Source organism: Cytobacillus pseudoceanisediminis, assembly GCF_023516215.1.
Taxonomy (GTDB): Bacteria; Bacillota; Bacilli; order Bacillales; family Cytobacillaceae; genus Cytobacillus; species Cytobacillus pseudoceanisediminis.
The window spans coordinates 1,101,614-1,120,334 of sequence record NZ_CP097349.1 but is presented as its reverse complement, the minus strand read 5'-3'; the positions used below and the strand labels follow the sequence as shown (position 1 = coordinate 1,120,334).

Below are 18,721 nucleotides of genomic sequence, written 5' to 3'. Positions count from 1 at the left end.
ACAGTTCCATTGCTAATTACAATAATGAAAGTACACAATAAGGTTTTTTTGAAAAAAGAATAAGTATACATCGTTAATAAATCAATGTTTGAATCTCTTATATAGGAATACTTCTCTATTGCTTAATATATTCATTATTGTGCTTTACCCAGTGTGTCTTTGTATGGAGCTACCCTACTTCTTTCATCTTTTCAACATTAGGAATAACTTTATTTATTTCTGACATGTCTATATACAAGAAGCCGCCTGGGCTTGGCAATTGATTTTAAGCACCCATTACTTTAAGTGTAATAATTCAAAAAAGGCAGCCTTAATCTAATGGCTTTCCATACCTCACTAAAACGTGCCACAATAGTTTTAATTCCTGAAGTACCTCCTTATGATCCCCACGTTCCCTCCAAGATGCCGGATTGCGTATTAAGTCCATTACAGCAGTTCCAATTATGCTCGCATCAATAACATTATTTTGTCCAATGAGTTTTGCTAAGGAGGGCATAGATGGGCCTCTAAAATCTTTTGGAACTTCTTCTATCATAAGTGCAAATCCCTTATGCCAATACAGTTGAATGGAATATTTAAAGCACAGTTGTTCTAAGATTCTCCCTATATGAGTTTTCTTAAAAGAAGGGTCTGCAACAAGCAAATCCACGTCTTCTTTAAGTGAAATATCTCCATGAATCTGGGCTTCAATATAGTGATTAAGATTTCGATTTGGCTTTTTGGTTGCTGGGTCTGTAAACGGTCGTTCAGATTAACCAGTAAATGATTTACTAATCTAACTGGAGTCAGATTTCTTTCACCAATTGCAAAATCTCTTACGAACGCCTCTTCTAAAAGAGCAGCCAAAATCATGTCAAACTCTTTATAAGTTCCCTTTTCTTTTGGGTCTTGATGCGAATCTAAATATGTATAGGTAGAACGATGAAACCTTAGGGGATAGAAGAAAATAGCATGAACCAAAACGTGGGGAAGGTCCATCTGGGTGCAACATCAAATTCAATGCACCATATTTAGGACGATGGTTATTGGTTATGCCCTGCAGGTGATATGCACCTTCAAAAATTCTCTTCTCCCAAAGGTCTCGTTCACCACCTGGGTAAGCAGATACACTGCCGTTAGACAACCCTGTTTCAAACTGGCTCTTATATATTCCAGACTCTAACAGTGCTTCAGCAACACTTTTCATAGATGAATCTGGCCTATCTGGGTGAAAATGTAATCCTATTCTTGCATGGGCCTTTAATTTATTTACAGCATTTTTAAATGTTTCATCCGAAATATTAGACATTTTTAATATGTGATTTATTGTCTTTTTAGCTTCATAGGTATAGTCCTGTGCATATTTTGTAATATTTTCCAAAGCTAATGATTGTGACCTTGATAATTCCATAAATAAATGAATCTCTCCTTTCATCGGATTAAATCAATAATTCAGCAAGGATTCCTTATTTTCCTTCTTAAACAAATCTGCCCCGTTTGTGCAATAAGAAAAATGCTGCCTGGATTGGCAGCATTAACTTCAACTCTTGATTTATGTACAAAGCTTTATATATCAACCAACGGGTCTAGCCTTTATAATTAGAAACAGATTATTCTTTTGTAAAAAGCTTAGGGTCAATTTGGTCAATAACAGAAGCTGCATTATAAAAATACCCCATTTCAAGTTTGTCTTCATATGTTAGTTCCGTTTGACAATCATTTTCTATCTCACTAATATTCTTTCCGCCACATGCTTGAATTTCGCGATATCCACCCCTATAATCAGGGTGTAAGGAGTAACTTGAGCAATCTTCTTATTCTGGTTGGTTATAATTCATTTTAATGCCTCCTGGTATTTGAGTAATGTCCTTTTCGCTTGCCGGCTTCAGGACTCTCTCATTCTACCAAGAGGTTATTTTTTTGTTCAAACTCCATTTTCCTTCATTACAGGAATGCTGCCCCGTTTGTTCAAAAAGAAAAATCCACCTGGTATGGCAGTCTCTGCAAAAAATCCAGATTTTTATCTATCCTCTTTTAATGCACATTTTTAGACGTGCGCCATGAACTTCCATTGTTCCTCGCCTTCCTGCTTTGCGTACAATTCCTTCCGCATTCAATTCATTTAAAAGGGCTGTCACTGTTTCACGAATACTGCCCATCATCATTGCTAATTCTTGATGAGTGATGTGAATATCGAGTGCAATCCAATCTCCCGGGCTTCTGCCTGACGATTTATCCCCAAACTTTTCTGTAAGTTTATTTAACAGGAATAATAGGCGTTTCTTTACACTGCTATATGCCATATACTCTAATAACTCTTCGACTTCCTTTAAACGGCTGGAGATTATTTCAAGTAGCTTTAATGCAATACCTGGATTCTCGCATATTATTTTTTCAAACTGCACTCTATCTATTCTGCAAATAACAGAATCTTCCCATGTCTCAGCATATAAATTTTCAGAACCTGTTGTAAAGTACCAATCTCTCCAAACACATGTCCACTTTCTAAAATATCAATTGTAAACTCTTTCCCGCTTTCAGTTAATCTATACAAACGAACTTTACCCGATTTGATCAAATACAATATCTTTTGATTCATATGAGGAGAACTAATAATGGTACCCTTTTTCATAACTTTTATTGGTGTGACCGGTTCATATTTCTTTAATTCTTCCAAGGCTAGATCCCCAAAAAGCTGTATTCTCGATAAATACTTAATCTTATCCATAGAGCCCTCCCAAAATTCTGCGGAATGTAGTCCAGACTACATACTCACTAAATTAAAAAACCTAGAATTTCTGTGTAGCATGCACGTCTATTATACAAAAGGAGGGAACTGTATGGATTCTGTAACGGTTACCATTCAAATTATTCTAATTCTTATTTTCGTAATTTCTATTTCGATGAAATTAGTGCGTACCAAGTCAATGGTTAAGCACTGGAGGGAATATCGCTACCCCCTTTGGTTTATGCAAATAACTGCTTTCTTAGAATTATTGGGGGTAGGCGGATTGATTATTGGATTTTGGCTTCCTAAATTTATTTTGCTTTCGGGATCCCTAATTATTATTCTTATGCTTGGTGCTTTACATGCTCACTTCTTAAGAGCCAAACATAGACCGATTATGGGGTTAAATGCTTTAACGATGCTTACTTTAGCTAGCGTAATCATCTTTATTCAAATTGTTAAGTAGATAAGAATAGCTATGCCAATTATATATGTTACATGCACAAAACGGGCTTTATTATGGGGGCCTTAGGCTTACATAAAATAAATAGCCCGCTTCTATATAAAGAAACGGGCTATTATTTAACTCGAAGGGAAAAGGCAACTATTTTACTAAAGTACAGTTTTTCTTTTTTCTTAATCCTCCATTGTATATAAGTGTTTTCTGAGACATGGCATTAAATAATATTAAAAATTAACGTATTTTGTCTGTTCACAGAGATAGTGCTCTTAGTATTACAAATATTTCTTTCACAATCTATCACCATGTTACCATTATTCGCCTTTCATATAGGGAATCCTCCTTGAACAAAACTGCCCGGTTCTACAATAAGGAGTTCAACATAAAAGGGCATTAATCCTGCTTGGATCAACACCCCCGATAGTTTACAATTATCAACATCCTCTGTTAACTTATCTAAAAACTTTGATTATGTGTAAAAATTATACTTTGACATCGTACAAAGTATGGAGATTTATTTCAAAAAATAAAAATATGCCATTTGATATTTTAACTCATTTATTCATCGAGTTCATTAACTGGAAGAAGTATTCAGGTTTATGAGTCTTATTTAAACTATACCAAGAATCTAATGTATCTGGTGCAAATACATCTAATTTTTTCAGTACTTCCATTGCAAATTCCAGAGGAGCTATTCCTGATGCAGTAACTAAATTCGCATCAGATACCGCAGATCCCACCTCATAGAACTTTTCTCCTTTATAGTTAGGACATACCATTTTAGTGTATTCTAAATTATTACTTGTATGCTTTCTAGTATCTAAGTATCCCATATTCGCAAGGGCCTCAATCGCACCACAAATTGCAGCAACAATAGTGCCAAGCTTTAAAGCTTGGCCAATTCTTTCCAGGATAGGTTGATGAATTTCTTCATTCCAAGTAGTCCCTCCTGGTAAAATTAAAAGATCTTTACTCTCAAGAGTACATTCATCAAGGGAAATAGCTGGTTTTATGCCCAATCCTCCCATAGTAGTAATCATTTCTTTATTAGCTCCTACTGTAATTACTTTTAAAGGTTCTAAATCTTTTTTGAAATATCTTCCTGAGTTTAGTTCAGCAATTAAATATCCATATTCCCAGTCCGACATTGTATTAAATACATATAGAAAAACTTTTTTGTTTGCATCCAATAACACTCCAATCATAAATTTTATAGTTTATTTTTTTACACATCAAAAGAAATCCCACCTAAAAGAACATACGTTCTCTCAGAGATAATTGTATACCATATTTAACCAAAAGTCTATCTCTTTTTCAACTAACCTGCCCCATTTGTTCAATAAGAAAAAACTGCCTAATTTAGTAGAAAATCTTGAATACAAGGACCCTATAGCTTATGCAGAAAACTTCAAATGTTAATCTCTAAAATGTGTTGCGACACTAAAAAAAGGGCGCCCTCTTATGAAAGAATAAGCGCCCGTGAAAAATGAGAAGGAATGTTCTCCTTTTATGCCTTGTTATTCAAAAAATTGTATACTCGGGAGAATGCTATTCTATTAAGTTTATTGCCGTTGCTTCCTTTACAATAATAATACCGTCATATGCTTCGCTGGGTGTCATTTTAATCGTGTAAAACACCTTTGAAAACTTGTACCACGTACGAAAATCATCCCCGATATTTGACATCTTTTGCTCACTCGTGATGATATCCATTAATTCATCAGACGTACTTGCTTTTTCAAAATTAACATAGAAAATATTTGACTCCACTTCACTAAATGCATCAACTAAATCATTGTGATTCTCCAGTTTATAAATTTTCCGTTCACCAGAATCGCCCTCTTTCGCCTGGAACTCGCTGCTGATAAAATCAGTTCCAATGGCAAAGTACTCTTCACCATATACCTCATCTAAATAATGCCCCATCGATTTGTAACCGGCTAACGATGCCGACGTTTTTTCAATATGCCCATTATGTCCGGTGACAAATATCTTATCGTGGCCACGTGCTGCTTCAAATTCAGCTATCCATTGTAAATTGTCCGCTAAATATTGATCACGAAGTTTCGTATAATCTCCTTCGTTTAAAAATAACTGCGTACGTTGTTTCATGTTTTTCGCATTTTGTAAAGCAAAGGCATAGGCATCAGCAGAAGATTGCTTCACGTAAGTCAATTCATTAGATTGCAGGTCTAAAATGATTTTTTCTATTGTTTCATCGATTTCATTCAATTGCTCCGTAGTTAACTCACGCATTTTATCATTTGAAATATGTTTCAAATGTAATGCATGCTTTTTGAATTCATCTGCGTTTACCACTTTATAATAATCAAGCACTCCTTTCTTACTGTAGTCATAACGCTGCATATCATTTCCATAAAAATAAACTTTATCATCCTCGCTCACAGAATCGTTATAATCATGCATCCATTGAACAAGATCAATCATTTGTTCCGTCTTATAAATACTATAATCAAGAGTGTTCACTGCCTCTTCTGCCGTTCCATTTCCATTTAAAATGAACTGATTAATTCGCTGTCCGCCTCCAAAATCACCTTCTAAGACAAAAACACGAACACCCTCGTTTTTTACAAGCACTTCAAAAACATCTCTTTTCAACTCTTGAAATTCAATGTTTCCGTGTGTTGCCTCCCCAAACCAATTATTTTTACATCATCTGGAATATCGATTTGTTTAACGGCTGATATGTATTGATCTTCTTCTTCCACAACTTTGACACTCCCGCAGCCTGCTAATAAAACAAAAAGCGAAATGATTGTTAATAATAAAGAATCCTTTTTTAAAAAAACCATCTTATATCCCTCAAATACTCTTATTTTTAAAAATACTACCATAAGTTTCTAAAAGACTCTTTTCCGAAAGATCTTCAACTAACCTGCCCCGTTTGTTATATAAAAAAGCAGCTACCTTTGTAATGGCAGCCTTATTAAAGTCTAAGTCTATTTATTTTCTATTTATTTTTCTTAGTTTTTTTGTCAAATAACCCCATAGCAACTGCAACCGCAATTCCGATTGCAACCCACCCACCAAAATTCATTACTCACACCACCTTAATATTATGTACGTATGATTTTATTAAAAGATTCATTAAATAATATCTCGCAGAATTCTTATTACACAAACCTGCCCCTTTTGTTAAATAAGAAAAAGAAGCCTGGTTCGGCAGCTGATCTTGAATATAAGCACCGACTCGCTTAATCACCAAAAAAATTTTAATTCCGTATTTAAGAATAGAAAGTAAAGTTAAAAAAAGCATCCATTTGTAAATGGATGCCAATTTTCAGTACACTTTGTTTCTAAGTCCTAGCAATCTGTTTGTGTAGGAGCTTATAAAAAAGACGTCTTCTTACAAAAGAAAGCGCCCGATTGTTGAACCTATCTAACAAAAGGTAGATGGAATAAGCAAGTGAATATTATCTAGATATACTTTATTTACTTCTTTTATTTATAAATTTTAGTTTAAGAACTAGAAATAAGAAATTTTTTAGTTAAGAAGATGTAAACCATGTTGTTGAATCCAATTTTTAATTTTTTCATGGTCAACTTGTCTTTCGTCGTATGTAATCTTTACTTCACCATCATCGATGTCCACCAAAGCTCTCTCAATGCCATCCAATTTCATGAGAATCGTTTCTAATGTTTGAATCGGCTCTTCATTTGTTGCTTCTTTAATAAAAATAGTTAATTGCTTCAATTTTTAATCCTTCCTTCCGAACATTTATTCTTTGAGCTTCTCGTTAGCACCTTCAAGATAAATAAGGTGATGGATCGTCACCATTACAGCGTCTAAACCTTCTCATAGTTTGAACGATTTTTTCATAATTCCATCTTATTTATTATTTTAATTATCCATTTTTCGCCACTGAATTATAGAATATGTAAATTTTTAAAAATTAACCCATTAAGATTTAAAAAACAATGAAAAATGACTTATAGTAAAGTACGAGGATATTGAGCTTATTCAATTGAAGAAACTTATTTTCATGGTGAAAAGAAAAAACAGCCTGATTAGCAGCTGTACATGAATATAAGCATTCTTGATTCTTTGCAGTATTAGGTAACCCAAAAGTATCGAATATATCTTACTCAACTAAGTACCTCCACAGTAAATCCTCCTGGGGCTTTAACATAGAATGTCCATCGATGAGCCATCTTAGGCGGCTTCACATCAAATCATCATCCTTCAATCGTTGATTGATCTCGTATACTCGTTCATTACTCTCTTGAAAGAAGCCAATATGAAAGGACTTGGGGTCGTTGGCCTGAGTATCTTTCATCAAAGCTAGTAACAATCCGTCATCATCAGTCAATACAGCAAATGAATCGCTATTTATCCTCTTGGTTTGCAAGTAGAAATATTTCTCTAAGAACTCTCGTGCAGCAATAACGTCAGTGGCCGTAAGATTGATATGGTATAGTTTCATAGGGTACACTTCCTTATTAGCATAACTTTTCAAAACTATCTTACAAGCTTGATTTAGACTTCTTGCTTCTTCCTCTCTTTTGTAGTGAATAAAATAGCACAAACTTGCCTTTTTTCAATTATATTTATCCTGGAATATTCAACATTAAAAAAGCGTTAAACCCAAGTGGCTTAACGCTATACTATACATTTAGTTCAAAATTTTATTAAATCCATTCTTTCCCATGTTCACGAATGAATTGAAGTTCCTTTTGATAATGTTCAAAATGTCCTTCATCGATCATTTTTTGAAACGCCATATTGCCTTCGTTTGCTTTCCTTTGCATTGTTTTACATAAACCTTCTACTCGCAGCAGCACCATCTCAAAAAAACCATTTTCTATCCCCTCAATACCATAGGATTCAAAAAATAATCTAACTCTTTGTTTTATACGGTTGGCATCCTTTAATGGATCATAATAAACTGCCTTACCTGATTCAGTATGATAAAGTCTGCTTAAAGGAACGCAAGTGTATAGAGTATAAGCTATATCCCAAAGTCTTGGACCAGGAGCAGCAAGATCAAAATCAATAATCCCTACTGGCTTTTCGTGATTAAAAATGATGTTATAGATGGCAAAATCATTGTGACATAGCACCTCCATTGGCTGAGGTGTGTTTTCTATTGGCTGCCAATTCTCGTCGATAGGAAAATTACTCACAGCATCATGATAGAGACGAAGCATTTTCGCTATCTCTTTTAAAACACCATTAGACCACATATATTTTTTTAAAGGATAATTACCAGCTTCTCCTTCAATAAAAGTTAATATCTCTCTATCTTTTTCATCAATACCTAAGTACTTCGGTGCATAGTCGAATCCTTCACTTTCTAAATGCTGATACAACTTATGAATTTTTACACTATCAGGTTTTAATTCTCGTCGAACAGTATCTCCCGAACGGTATACTATCGAGACATTTCCTCCTGTTAGCACTTCTTCGTTTTCGTAATGACTTTTCATTAGAATTCCCCCTATTTAGGGACGTTATGACTGTGTCAATTGAGATGTATTTTTACCCATAATGAAAAACAGATATATAAGGATATCTGCTTGGCAATGGGAATTTAATTGTCCACATCTTGTATCCCTTGAATGATTTCAGATAGACAAATAAACGCATCCTTAAAGACCAAGGACCGCACCCTGTCTCTATCCAATTAAATAATCATTTCAAGGTATTCCACATGTGTAATATAGATTCCCCTTTCTTTACATCTCTTTAAATTATATAATACCAAATATTAGTAATTAAATAAAACCGAATTCACACAATTTATCTGTAATTTTTTCAACACACCTTATTCAACAAACCTGCCCCGTTAGTTTAATAAGAAAAAAGCTGCCAGATTAGCAGCTTATCTTGAAATAAAAACCTGTCAGATAAGTATTTAATACTTGAATGAAAATCCTTCGCTCTTTTTTGCTCCTGTTTAAAGCATAAGATTATTATACTTCTAATTATTTTTATTTAACATTTTCCAAATTGGGCGGTCTCTACAAGCTGAACCCTGGAAAGCCGATGTTTATGTTATTTAGATATTGCCGAGCTTTTACGCTTTTTTATTGAATTAAAATAAATGAAGTAAAGGAAGGTGTTATTAACAAGATTAACCACAACTAATAATACAAGCCAAATAATAAGAGACGGCATCATCATCCATATTCCATTCCAAGGCACAACCCTGCCTCCTGCAAATATGGCCAAAATAGACGGTAGAAATAAAAGGATCAGCACGGGGAGTATAGTCCTTACTGATGCGAAGATCAGCTTTCGGCGAAATGCCGTAAGCCTGTTCTTTTTCTTCTTCAGCCGGTAGAATGAATACCCGCTCCAGAGGATTGTTCCCGCCATAAGAAGAATCATCGCTATTTCCATGTTTCGGCTATTGATGGCTGAAATTTCTGCCTTTCCTCCAACCATGATTTGGGAAACGCCTTTAACAAAGGCGGAATAATCAAGGAATGCGTTTATCCCAGTGTCAAACATCATGGTAATTCCAAGTTCCTTGTCTAAATAAACAGTTTCTTCAGCCTTGTAAGTCCAGAAAATTCCCGAGTGGGAGATCGACCTGCCCCAATCGGCTTCATTGGAAGCAAGCCACCCCATGCCATAAGGAGCGCGCTGCCCTGCAGTATGGTACTGTTCCATGAGATTAGGGAAAGAAGCTGCGGATTATATTGTGCACGCATCCATTTTGCCATATCCTCGGCATTGGTAACCACACCTGCTGGGCCTTCTATAAACCATATCGGTTCGGCTGTACTTTTCGGGTTGCCGAACAACAGATAATGTCCCCGAGGAATGGCATCATTTTCATTGATTTGTTCCGTCAAACTGACACTAAAGGTGCCATTCATCCCCAATGGAGCAAAAATATGTTCTTTAAGGTATACAGAAAACCGTTTACCGCTGATCTGTTCCACTAACAATGCTAGATATTGATAGTTTGGGTTATGATAGTTGTATGTATCACCAGGATCATTAGCAAGCTTTACTCTGTCCAAAGATTTGTTTATCTCTTGTAATGTTTTAAATTGAACGGATTTCGTCATGTCGGGATTTACTTTATCATTAAGGCCACTAGTATGGTTTAGCAAGTTCCGGATCGTGATGCGAGTGATGCGATCGTCTGTGGGCGAGATGTCGGGAAAGTATGAGACATATGGAGCGTCAAGGTCAATCTGTCCCTTATCTGCAAGCTGCAATACAGCCAGCGCGGTCATGGATTTACTCAATGAGGCGATTGGGAAGGGCGTTCTTGAGGTTATTTCCCTTCCATCTGAATATGCACCATAGCCTTGCGTGTAAAACACATCTTCACCGTGGGTTATTGCCAGAGATACACCTGTAATATGGTTGACTTCCATGTTTTTCTTAATATAGTCATCGATTTCTTTCACAATCTCTGTTTTACTTTGAGCGCGGGCATCAGCAAAAGGCAATGCAGTCATTAGCACTGCCAGAAGCAAGCTGGTTAAGAAAGCGGGTATTTTCTTATAAGTGAAAATCATTTTAGCACTCCTTTTTCTTGGGATAAGGAAATACTAAAGTATAATTTTCAACTATTTATCAATTCTGCAAAAAAAGCTTGCTGTTACTTTTCCACCACCGCGGGTACTGTTTGCGACCTGTAAGAAGCCCTGATGCTTTTCACACAATATTTTACAAATATAAAGCCCTAACCCTTTGTTCTCATTTGCTTCCGACGCCTCGCCCCGATAAAGGGGAGAACTGCCTTCCGTACCACTTCTTCGGAAAATCCGGAGCCATCGTCAGTGACCGTTATGGAAAAAATGCCATTGCGAACCGAGTAATGGACTTGAACATGGCTGGAAGCATAACGCACTCCATTTGCCACCAGATTTTCAGAAACCTGCATCACGAGATCCTTATCGATAAACAATTTTGTGGAATCTGCAGATCTGTATGAGTCGAAAGATTTGCCACTTTGGTCTGCAATTCGGCTGGCACCGTCTTCCAGATAGTTGATTAGGGCATCCATTTCGATAATTTGTTTGTTTATTGGAAAATTATCCAACTTCTCAATAGAGTTCATGGCCTCTACATAACGCTCCATACGAACAATATGCATTTCCATTGTTTTGATGATATCCAGCAGTTTTTCCTCGGATATCCTTTTTTGCGGCAGATAGGTGGTTACAACCTCGATATATCCTTTCATGATGGACAGAGGTGTTCTCAAGTCATGGGCAAAAATCGCATTAAGCTGCTTACGTTCCTCGTTCAAGCGCCATTGGGCTTTAAAGTTACTTTCCAATTGACTGCGCATCTTTTCAAATGCACGGCAAAGCTCGCTCATTTCATCCCTGCTGTCGTAGGAAATATGGAACCCTAAATCATTTGCCGAGATTTTCTCTGACGCGTTCATCAGGATTTCCAAAGGTTTTTTCAGTTTCAGTTTGTAAAAGATGCTGGCCATCAAGACTAATCCGGTTCCTACCGTCAAAAGTATCGCAGCAATTTGAACAGTTAGAACCCAGTCGTTCCCATAAGGGTGATTGGCAAAGCGTCGCGTCATCTCTTCGGCCCACTCGAATTCGAACACAATGGCTGTTAAAACGAAAACTAAATATAAGGAATTTAGCGTGATGAAGGATTGTAGTATGGTCATATTATTCAATCGAAGATAGCCCATTACCTTTTCCATTTATATCCTACACCCCACACAGTCTCTATCTTGCTTCCGCAGCCATGCTCTTTCAATTTTGATCGAATACGCCTGATATGTTCAGGGATTACTGAGCTGTCCCCCTCTTCGTTCGTCCCCCATACTCTTTCATACATGCGTTCTTTGTCAAAAACCATACCAGGGTGTTTAGACAAGAGTTCTATAATATCAAACTCCTTTTTTGCCAAAGAAATTTGTATGTCGTTACAATAAAGCGCTCGCTCTGAATAATCAATGACAAGGTCGCCACTAAACTTAACCGTTGTCTTCTTTTGATTTCTCATTTCTCTGCGCAAATGGGCATCCACTCTTGCGCCAAGTTCATGGATGCTGAACGGCTTTTGAATATAATCATCTCCGCCAGCCTGAAAACCGGATATTTTATCAGCATCTTCTACACGTGCGGTTAGAAATAAGATGGGGCAGGAAACATAACTCCGGATTTTCCTGCAAACGTCAAGACCGTTAATCTCAGGCATGTTTATATCCAGTAAAATTATATCCGGTTGTTTTTCTGCTTGCCTTTCCGCCTCATTGCCGTCCTTTGCGGTCATGATGTGATACCCGTTAACTTCAAAATAATCTGCCAGCAGTTTTCGCATGTCTGCTTCATCATCAATTATCAATATCTTTTTCATTGATCTTACCTGCTTCCCTAACGAATTTTTACTTCCTTCAAATTCTTTTCTTTTTAACCCTCAAGTTACAACCACAACATCGCTTCGATTTTTTATAGAACCAGCACTGCCCCTTTATCTTAAAACAAAGAGGTGCCTTAGTCCTTCCAATTGCTTCAACGGTGGTACCCCTTAGAACAATATATCATTTTAGGTATTTTATGATATCTTGTTATAATAGCACCATACGATTGAGTGTTTCCCAATAAGAAAACACAGATATAAAGTCAAGTAATCTCTTTATAAATTACCAAAATCCAGAAAGGAGGAGAGGAAAGTTTCAATTTTTCGAGCATTTAGGAAGCTTTACCAATTTTTTGTGGACAAGCCTATTAAAAAAGGAACAGTTTTGAACGAACATTACGAGATATTGAACGTTATCGGGGCTGGGAGCTATGGGATTGTTTATTTGTGCAAAGAGTTAAGAACAAACGAGAATAGAGTAGTCAAACAGCTTCGTCCTAGTAAGCGACGCAACCAAAAAGAGGTGGCGATGTTTGAAAATGAAATCACTGTTTTGGGTATGCTTAACCACAAAAATATACCGATGTTATTTGAAGCCTTTTCAAATAACGGACACTTATATTATGTAATGAGTTTCATTGAAGCGGATAATCTGGAAGACCAAATTTTTTTAATAAAAAGACCTTTAACGAGGAAGAGTCTTTACTAATTCTTACTCACCTACTTGAATTAGTAGATTATCTTCACAAAAAAGACATTTACCATCAAGATTTACGTATTCCAAACATCTTAATAAAAAACACGGAAATTTTTCTAATCGATTTTGGTTTGTCAAAGCATAGAACTGACCCATTCCACTCTTCATCTAGTTCTTCACCTAACAAACAAAGAAATTTTCTGGAGATGAAACAACAGGACTACTATGATCTAGGAGAAATACTTTTATATTTGCTTTATACGACGTACTCTTCTAAAAACAAAAAAGCTCTTCCTTGGACAGAAGAACTTTCTTTAGAGAAGGAAACTGTTTATTTGCTAAAAAGACTGCTACAAATTAAAGAACCTTACTTAAATATTAGTGAAATTTCAACTGATCTTCATGCTGCACATAAAGCGAAGGAAAAAGTATATTAAGGAGGAAGATTAACTGCTGCTTCGACCCTTTCGTTTGTAGTAGTTACTTCCACTCATTGGAGATTGTTTATATCGCCGGTTGCTGCTGCTTCCTCGGTTAAAATAACGGTTTCTTCGTTCACTGCTGCTGCCCCTTCGATAATGGCCATTTCTTCGCTCACTGCTTCCTTGGGAAAGTTGCTTAATTTGTTTCATTATTTTTTTAAACATTGTTTACCTCTCTTCTTTTTTGGCTTTTAGTCTAACATAATTTAAAGCTAAAACATATTCATAAGCACTTGAATTCAGTCACTAATACGAGGGCAGAAGATATTCCAACAGCAAGATTTTGAAATAATGGATATTATTCTGATCCTAAAATGACAGGAAGCTCTTTATATCCATACATAAACGTGCTAGAAATTAAACGAAGATGTTTAGAAGTGTCCAATTTCATAGTCGGTATCGCTTTAAGCATCTCGGTAATGCATATTTTCGCTTCTAATTTGGCAAGCTGTGATCCCAGACAATAGTGAACACCTGCTCCAAAAGATAGATAATTGTTTGGAGAGCGGTTGATGTCAAACACATCCGGTTTGTCAAATACGCTTTCGTCCCGGTTTGCAGATCCAATCCAAGCCATTACTTCCTGCCCTTTTTTCAGATTCATGCCTTTTAATTGTATATCTTCAGTGACGAAGCGATTCATACCGTGAAAAGGAGAACGATATCTTAGTACTTCATTAATGGCTGCAGGTATAAGAGAATGATCTCTATATAATTGGTTGAGTATATCCGGCTGTTCAAAAAGAGTGAGCATTGTATTGGCAATTAAATTTGTAGTTGTTTCATTCCCTGCAACAAGTAGAAGGAAGCAGAAACTTAATAACTCATCCATGGATAATGAATCTCCACCAACTTCTGCAGTCATTAACGTGGATATGATATTGTTTGTATGGTTAATCTGGCGATTTGAAATTTTTCGCTTAAAATATGTTTGCAGGTCAAGCATAGCCTTTTCTTGTTTAGCAAATAACTTGTACATTACATTAGGCGATGAGCTTTGTGTTCCCGCAACTAGAATATCAGACCATTCTTTAAACATCTTTCTGTCATGACTCGGTACTCCGAGCATGTCAGAAATCACGATTACAGGAAGAGGATAAGCGATTTCCGCAACCATATCTATTTTTCGTTTTCCTAGCAGCGGTGCTAATAATTCGTGAGTTATAGCCGTAATCCTAGGTTCCAGTTCTTGAATAGTTTTTGGTGTAAATGCCTGGCTTACAAGATTGCGGTACCTTCGATGGGTTGCCGGATCCATATCTAGCAAGGTTTGAACATTTCCATTTCTTTTTGAACTGAACAGAATGAAATTTTGTAAAACCATTTGGACATCCTCATAACAGAATACGTCCCAGCAATTCCGTTCTGGGTCAAAAGAAACTGGAGCATTTTTTCGCATTTTTTTAAACCAATCATAGGGTGAGTTTGTTTCAGCCAATCCCCTTGGGCGCACTAATAGTCCATAGTTCATACGTTGTTCCCCCTCTCTCTCAAAACTCTCAATTGAAGCTTCTGCCTTACTAAATATTCTGTAAATAAAAATGAAATTCCTGTCTGTTAAACTAAACTATTCCGTTACAAGAAAGAGCTATTCTCCCTCTTGAAGAACAGCTCCCGTTAATTAAAAAATATTATTTAACTATTCAAACTCCAGCAAATCAGAAATAAATTCATTTACTTTACCTTTTAAAACTGCACCGTGCCCCGTACACAAATACTCAACATCGTATTTGGTAATTTTTTTAACCCTTCTATAAATAAACTAAAATTGTGCTGTTCCCTCATTTCCTCGTTTTGAGACCATTCAGAAACAAACTGCTTATATTTTTCCCTCTCCCAAACACCTGTATCTACAGCATTACCACTCAATTGTTCTCCAAAAAAACAGATATGATCTCCGCAAAATAGCACTTTGCTTTCACGTTGATATAGGAAAACAGAACCTTTAGTATGGTGTCCCAGGAGAACACATTCTAAATTACTTACAGTTGGGCCGTTGTCTGGAAGTTTCATATTTAATTTGTTTCTAATATTTTCTGGAATTAACTCAACATCCTGATTATGAATATAGCCTTCAATTTCACCTAAAAATTGAATTGCTTCAATATGGTCTTTGTGACCGTGTGTGGCAATAAAATGAGTTATATCACTTTTAGAAATTCCTTTCTTTTTTAGTGCGGAAAACAGCAAGTGAGAATGTTCTTTCTTTCCTGAATCAATAAGAATAATATTATTGTTCTCAAGCAACAAATAGCAGTTATTATAAGAGTTCCAAGATTCATCCCATACTAAAAAAGCATATATATTTTTGACCACTGGTTCCAAATATGTTTTCATTTCACTCCCCCATAATCAGCAATATTTTTGTATATTTCGCTCAATTTTTATTAATACCTTCTTTAATTAACTTCCCCTGTTGGTTCAAATAGAAAAAAGCCGCCTGTTTTGGCAGCTAAGGTAATAACCCGTTAAAAAAGTATGTTAATCCAACTAAGCATTTACCATCCCATACGACTGCATAAAGAAGTAATATGTGCAAGATGATGTTTACCATGCCAGGCGTAGATTCCGATATTTTCACCTACTGAAACTTCTCCTGAATCCGGATGAATAAATGTTTTTTCCATATCAGCCGAACTTAGACTGCGTAAAAGATTGGTCCAGCGCTCGTGGAGTGCTTCGAGAAGTGAAAGTGAAATATCAATCGACAATTTATAATCAGATAGTTCCGCCCAATTCGATTCATCATATGGCTTAATTACAGGGGTTTCTTCCGTAAGAGCCAATTTAAAGCGAACATAGGCATTCATATGACTATCCGCAAGATGATGTATTACTTGTCGAACAGTCCACCCTCCTGTACGATAAGCTGTATCAAGCTTTTTATTATCTAAGTCTCTTACAGCATCTCGTAACAATCTTGGTAACTCTTCTATCTCATTTATCCAAATACTTGTAACACTGTGAGTAATTTCACCATTATATTGAAATTGGCCAATTGGATATTTCAAATCCATCTGCTATTCCTCCTAAAGATCCCCTGATTTTTGCAGCTACCTATATTTAGGATAAAATACAGGTAATTTTCCATCAATTCCCTTAATTTTTTTGCAACTTGAAAGTTATAACTATACTGCACCTTTTCCTCAATATGAAAAAGCCGCCTGGTTCGGCAGCCGATGTTAACATAAGCACCTAAAGTTTTAGTACATGTATTCACAAATTTTGTTTTTCTGCATGAATGCTGCCCCGTTTAGAAGATAAATATTAATCTTTAAACTCGCTTCTCCTTAAAGGCTTTTTTGACTCTTTCAATTTGGTCGAGATGTCCTTGTATATGTGTGACTCGGAATTCCCAGCTTCACCATAGAGAATGAAAGGGCTTCACACCGTCAATACTGCTTCTGCGGCTGGACGGAAGTCGCTGAATTATGGTGCTTTAGGACCAATCAACGCCACCCCAAGAGGATTGCAACTTTCGCAACAGAACAATTTGGCCGATATGATACGTATCGTGCATCATGATATTGCTGAGTAAACGTTCAATAGAATACCTGTTAGCTGCATACGGAGTTTTTAACTTTTCATCGTCAAGGTCCGCAATGACCGTTTTTAATTTATTCATAACTTCATTAAGGCGCTGCACTGTCTGGGTCCACCCAATTTCGTCTTCTGGATCTCCCGGATTTCCAAAGGTTTCTTCATTGTCTTCTGCCTTATGCGGATTCTCTGTGCCCTTAATTCGATGGATTACGTCTTCATTCCAAAAATCAAGTGGTTGACAATCTGCCAAATCGAATTGCTGATTCCCGAACTTGTCCATGCTGCCTCAGCTGCGCTGACTCCATGAAGCGCCTGATTCATGGATGCAAACCAATCATTCTCATGGCAATGCATGTCGAGTTGTTCTAAAAACATTTTGGTTACAACTTGCATACAAACATTCTCCTCACTGTTTAGTGTAATCTTTCAAAGTTAAACTAAAGTACAAATTAATCGGTCCTAAAAAGGTAAAAACCAAATTCAAATGGTCCCTTCCATATTGGACATACCTATATCTCCAGCCTCTAATTCTCTTCAACACGGCAGGGTATTGTCCGGGTGACGAAACACTAATCCTCAATCAATTTCAAAAAAGCCATTGATACGCATAAAATAACCTTCATTTTCGTCTGTCGGCCATATAACGAAAAAATATTCTTATTGAAATACTCTCTTTTATTTTGAGAATACAACAAACCCATGATCACTATGAATTATTCGGCTCATCCAGCTTTTATTCCTTCTTCATGACAAATAAAGACCCTATAGGGCAGACCTTTTTAATTGTCTGCTCTATAAGGTACATTGGATCTTCCACTCACAAACTTTCCCGTTATTGAACAATTAACGGAAGATGCTTTATTAAACATTGCCTCCTCATAAAATTATCTATTCGGAAATGAGATATTTTTCTTTGAAGATTGGACTAAGCTCACTCCATACATCAAATTTATTACCATCTAAATCATAAAAAACAAAATTTCTTCCCGTGTGTCCTCTATCCTCGATCTCTCCAACTCTAATTTCACTATGCTTAAAGTCTTTATGTATTGCTTCTAAGGCATTTAATCCATTTACTTCGAATGTTAATGAAAAACGCTCATCACCGTAAATATCAAAGAAATTAGAGCTTTGATTTTCATTAGACTTCACAAGAAAAATGCTTTGATTAGCGATGTTTAAAATTGCTTTGTCTTGATCTTTGTAGCTTAACTCTGCTCCTAATTTATTTACATACCAATCAGAAGAAAGATCTACATTAGTTACTGGTATATAGGTTGTGCCAACTCTTAATAATTTCTCACCCATTTTTTGTCTCCTCTCACATTCCAAAATATTCTAAATTTAATCATTCAACAAAAAATCCTTACTTCCTGCATTAAGTAAGGATTTTATACTGATATATGCAACCGTTATTCAGCTACCTCCTCAATAAAAGAAGAGAATACACCCGATTACTTTGAAAGCAGCTTCATTGTACTTCTTTTCATAGTTTTACTCCTAACATCCTGAT

20 protein-coding genes and 3 pseudogenes are annotated in these 18,721 nt (G+C 36.2%); 4 read left to right on the top strand and 19 right to left on the bottom strand.

All coding sequences use genetic code 11. The features are described 5' to 3' along the window. Positions 1 to 310: 310 nt before the first annotated feature. The 3 genes and pseudogenes from M5V91_RS05965 to M5V91_RS05955 form a co-directional block, all read right to left on the bottom strand. Positions 311 to 1,390 (bottom strand): annotated as a pseudogene (locus M5V91_RS05965) (DUF3626 domain-containing protein). A gap of 613 nt (positions 1,391 to 2,003) precedes the next feature. Then, entirely contained in the window at positions 2,004 to 2,384 is a 381-nt protein-coding gene (locus M5V91_RS05960; protein WP_284521887.1) for a Crp/Fnr family transcriptional regulator, read from the bottom strand. Positions 2,385 to 2,389: 5 nt separating this feature from the next. Continuing rightward, positions 2,390 to 2,707 (bottom strand): Crp/Fnr family transcriptional regulator, encoded by a 318-nt coding sequence (locus M5V91_RS05955; protein WP_284521886.1) that lies wholly within the window; start codon positions 2,705 to 2,707, stop codon positions 2,390 to 2,392. A 112-nt stretch (positions 2,708 to 2,819) separates the two neighbouring features. On the opposite strand from M5V91_RS05955, the gene M5V91_RS05950 reads away from it, so the two are divergent. Next, positions 2,820 to 3,173 carry a DoxX family protein gene (locus tag M5V91_RS05950; protein WP_009334066.1) on the top strand — a complete coding sequence of 118 codons (354 nt, stop codon included), beginning with the start codon at positions 2,820 to 2,822 and terminating at the stop codon, positions 3,171 to 3,173. A 548-nt stretch (positions 3,174 to 3,721) separates the two neighbouring features. Here M5V91_RS05950 and M5V91_RS05945 read toward each other — a convergent pair. The 10 genes and pseudogenes from M5V91_RS05945 to M5V91_RS05900 all read right to left on the bottom strand — a co-directional run bounded on the left by M5V91_RS05945 (position 3,722) and on the right by M5V91_RS05900 (position 12,483). Further along, positions 3,722 to 4,315, bottom strand: a complete 594-nt coding sequence (locus tag M5V91_RS05945; protein ID WP_284522253.1) for a type 1 glutamine amidotransferase family protein — start codon at positions 4,313 to 4,315, stop codon at positions 3,722 to 3,724. A 400-nt stretch (positions 4,316 to 4,715) separates the two neighbouring features. Further along, a complete protein-coding gene (locus M5V91_RS05940) occupies positions 4,716 to 5,786 on the bottom strand; it encodes an erythromycin esterase family protein (protein ID WP_284521885.1) in 1,071 nt (356 codons plus the stop codon). After that, a complete protein-coding gene (locus tag M5V91_RS05935) occupies positions 5,783 to 6,022 on the bottom strand; it encodes a hypothetical protein (protein ID WP_284521884.1) in 240 nt (79 codons plus the stop codon). The genes M5V91_RS05940 and M5V91_RS05935 overlap by 4 nt, the downstream gene beginning before the upstream one ends. Positions 6,023 to 6,672: 650 nt before the next feature. Next, positions 6,673 to 6,882, bottom strand: a complete 210-nt coding sequence (locus tag M5V91_RS05930) for a heavy-metal-associated domain-containing protein (protein WP_009334062.1) — start codon at positions 6,880 to 6,882, stop codon at positions 6,673 to 6,675. Positions 6,883 to 7,274: 392 nt separating this feature from the next. Then, positions 7,275 to 7,612 (bottom strand): annotated as a pseudogene (locus M5V91_RS05925) (VOC family protein). Positions 7,613 to 7,817: 205 nt separating this feature from the next. After that, complete coding sequence (locus tag M5V91_RS05920) at positions 7,818 to 8,615, bottom strand: phosphotransferase (RefSeq protein WP_009334061.1); 798 nt, start codon at positions 8,613 to 8,615, stop codon at positions 7,818 to 7,820. A gap of 568 nt (positions 8,616 to 9,183) precedes the next feature. Continuing rightward, entirely contained in the window at positions 9,184 to 9,645 is a 462-nt protein-coding gene (locus tag M5V91_RS05915; protein WP_284521883.1) for a hypothetical protein, read from the bottom strand. A gap of 20 nt (positions 9,646 to 9,665) precedes the next feature. After that, the gene (locus M5V91_RS05910) at positions 9,666 to 10,667 is read right to left on the bottom strand and encodes a serine hydrolase domain-containing protein (protein ID WP_284521882.1); all 1,002 of its coding nucleotides are present in this window, start codon (positions 10,665 to 10,667) and stop codon (positions 9,666 to 9,668) included. A 167-nt stretch (positions 10,668 to 10,834) separates the two neighbouring features. Beyond that, complete coding sequence (locus M5V91_RS05905) at positions 10,835 to 11,824, bottom strand: HAMP domain-containing protein (RefSeq protein WP_284521881.1); 990 nt, start codon at positions 11,822 to 11,824, stop codon at positions 10,835 to 10,837. Continuing rightward, positions 11,812 to 12,483, bottom strand: a complete 672-nt coding sequence (locus M5V91_RS05900; RefSeq protein WP_284521880.1) for a response regulator transcription factor — start codon at positions 12,481 to 12,483, stop codon at positions 11,812 to 11,814. Before M5V91_RS05900 ends, M5V91_RS05905 begins: the two co-directional genes overlap by 13 nt. A 388-nt stretch (positions 12,484 to 12,871) precedes the next feature. Here M5V91_RS05900 and M5V91_RS05895 point away from each other — a divergent pair, with 388 nt between their 5' ends. The 3 genes and pseudogenes from M5V91_RS05895 (at position 12,872) to M5V91_RS05885 (ending at position 13,620) form a co-directional block, all read left to right on the top strand. Beyond that, entirely contained in the window at positions 12,872 to 13,195 is a 324-nt protein-coding gene (locus M5V91_RS05895) for a protein kinase domain-containing protein (RefSeq protein ID WP_284521879.1), read from the top strand. Beyond that, positions 13,195 to 13,278 (top strand): annotated as a pseudogene (locus tag M5V91_RS05890) (serine/threonine-protein kinase); the annotation flags it as partial. The gene M5V91_RS05895 and the pseudogene M5V91_RS05890, both read left to right, overlap by 1 nt. A gap of 111 nt (positions 13,279 to 13,389) precedes the next feature. Further along, positions 13,390 to 13,620, top strand: coding sequence for a hypothetical protein (locus M5V91_RS05885; RefSeq protein ID WP_284521878.1), 231 nt, complete (start codon positions 13,390 to 13,392; stop codon positions 13,618 to 13,620). Positions 13,621 to 13,963: 343 nt separating this feature from the next. Here M5V91_RS05885 and M5V91_RS05880 read toward each other — a convergent pair whose 3' ends face one another. From M5V91_RS05880 to M5V91_RS05855, 6 genes are all read right to left on the bottom strand, one after another. After that, a complete protein-coding gene (locus M5V91_RS05880; RefSeq protein WP_284521877.1) occupies positions 13,964 to 15,136 on the bottom strand; it encodes a cytochrome P450 in 1,173 nt (390 codons plus the stop codon). A gap of 215 nt (positions 15,137 to 15,351) precedes the next feature. Then, on the bottom strand, positions 15,352 to 16,002 hold the full coding sequence (locus tag M5V91_RS05875; protein WP_284521876.1) for an MBL fold metallo-hydrolase: 651 nt from the start codon (positions 16,000 to 16,002) through the stop codon (positions 15,352 to 15,354). A gap of 161 nt (positions 16,003 to 16,163) precedes the next feature. After that, positions 16,164 to 16,682 (bottom strand): YfiT family bacillithiol transferase, encoded by a 519-nt coding sequence (locus tag M5V91_RS05870; protein WP_217027008.1) that lies wholly within the window; start codon positions 16,680 to 16,682, stop codon positions 16,164 to 16,166. A 422-nt stretch (positions 16,683 to 17,104) separates the two neighbouring features. Then, entirely contained in the window at positions 17,105 to 17,458 is a 354-nt protein-coding gene (locus tag M5V91_RS05865; protein ID WP_284521875.1) for a DinB family protein, read from the bottom strand. Further along, positions 17,416 to 17,601: a hypothetical protein gene (locus M5V91_RS05860; RefSeq protein ID WP_284521874.1), complete on the bottom strand. Its 186-nt coding sequence runs from the start codon at positions 17,599 to 17,601 to the stop codon at positions 17,416 to 17,418. The genes M5V91_RS05865 and M5V91_RS05860 overlap by 43 nt, the downstream gene beginning before the upstream one ends. A 495-nt stretch (positions 17,602 to 18,096) precedes the next feature. Next, positions 18,097 to 18,516 (bottom strand): VOC family protein, encoded by a 420-nt coding sequence (locus M5V91_RS05855; RefSeq protein ID WP_009334051.1) that lies wholly within the window; start codon positions 18,514 to 18,516, stop codon positions 18,097 to 18,099. Between the last annotated feature and the right edge of the window lie 205 nt (positions 18,517 to 18,721).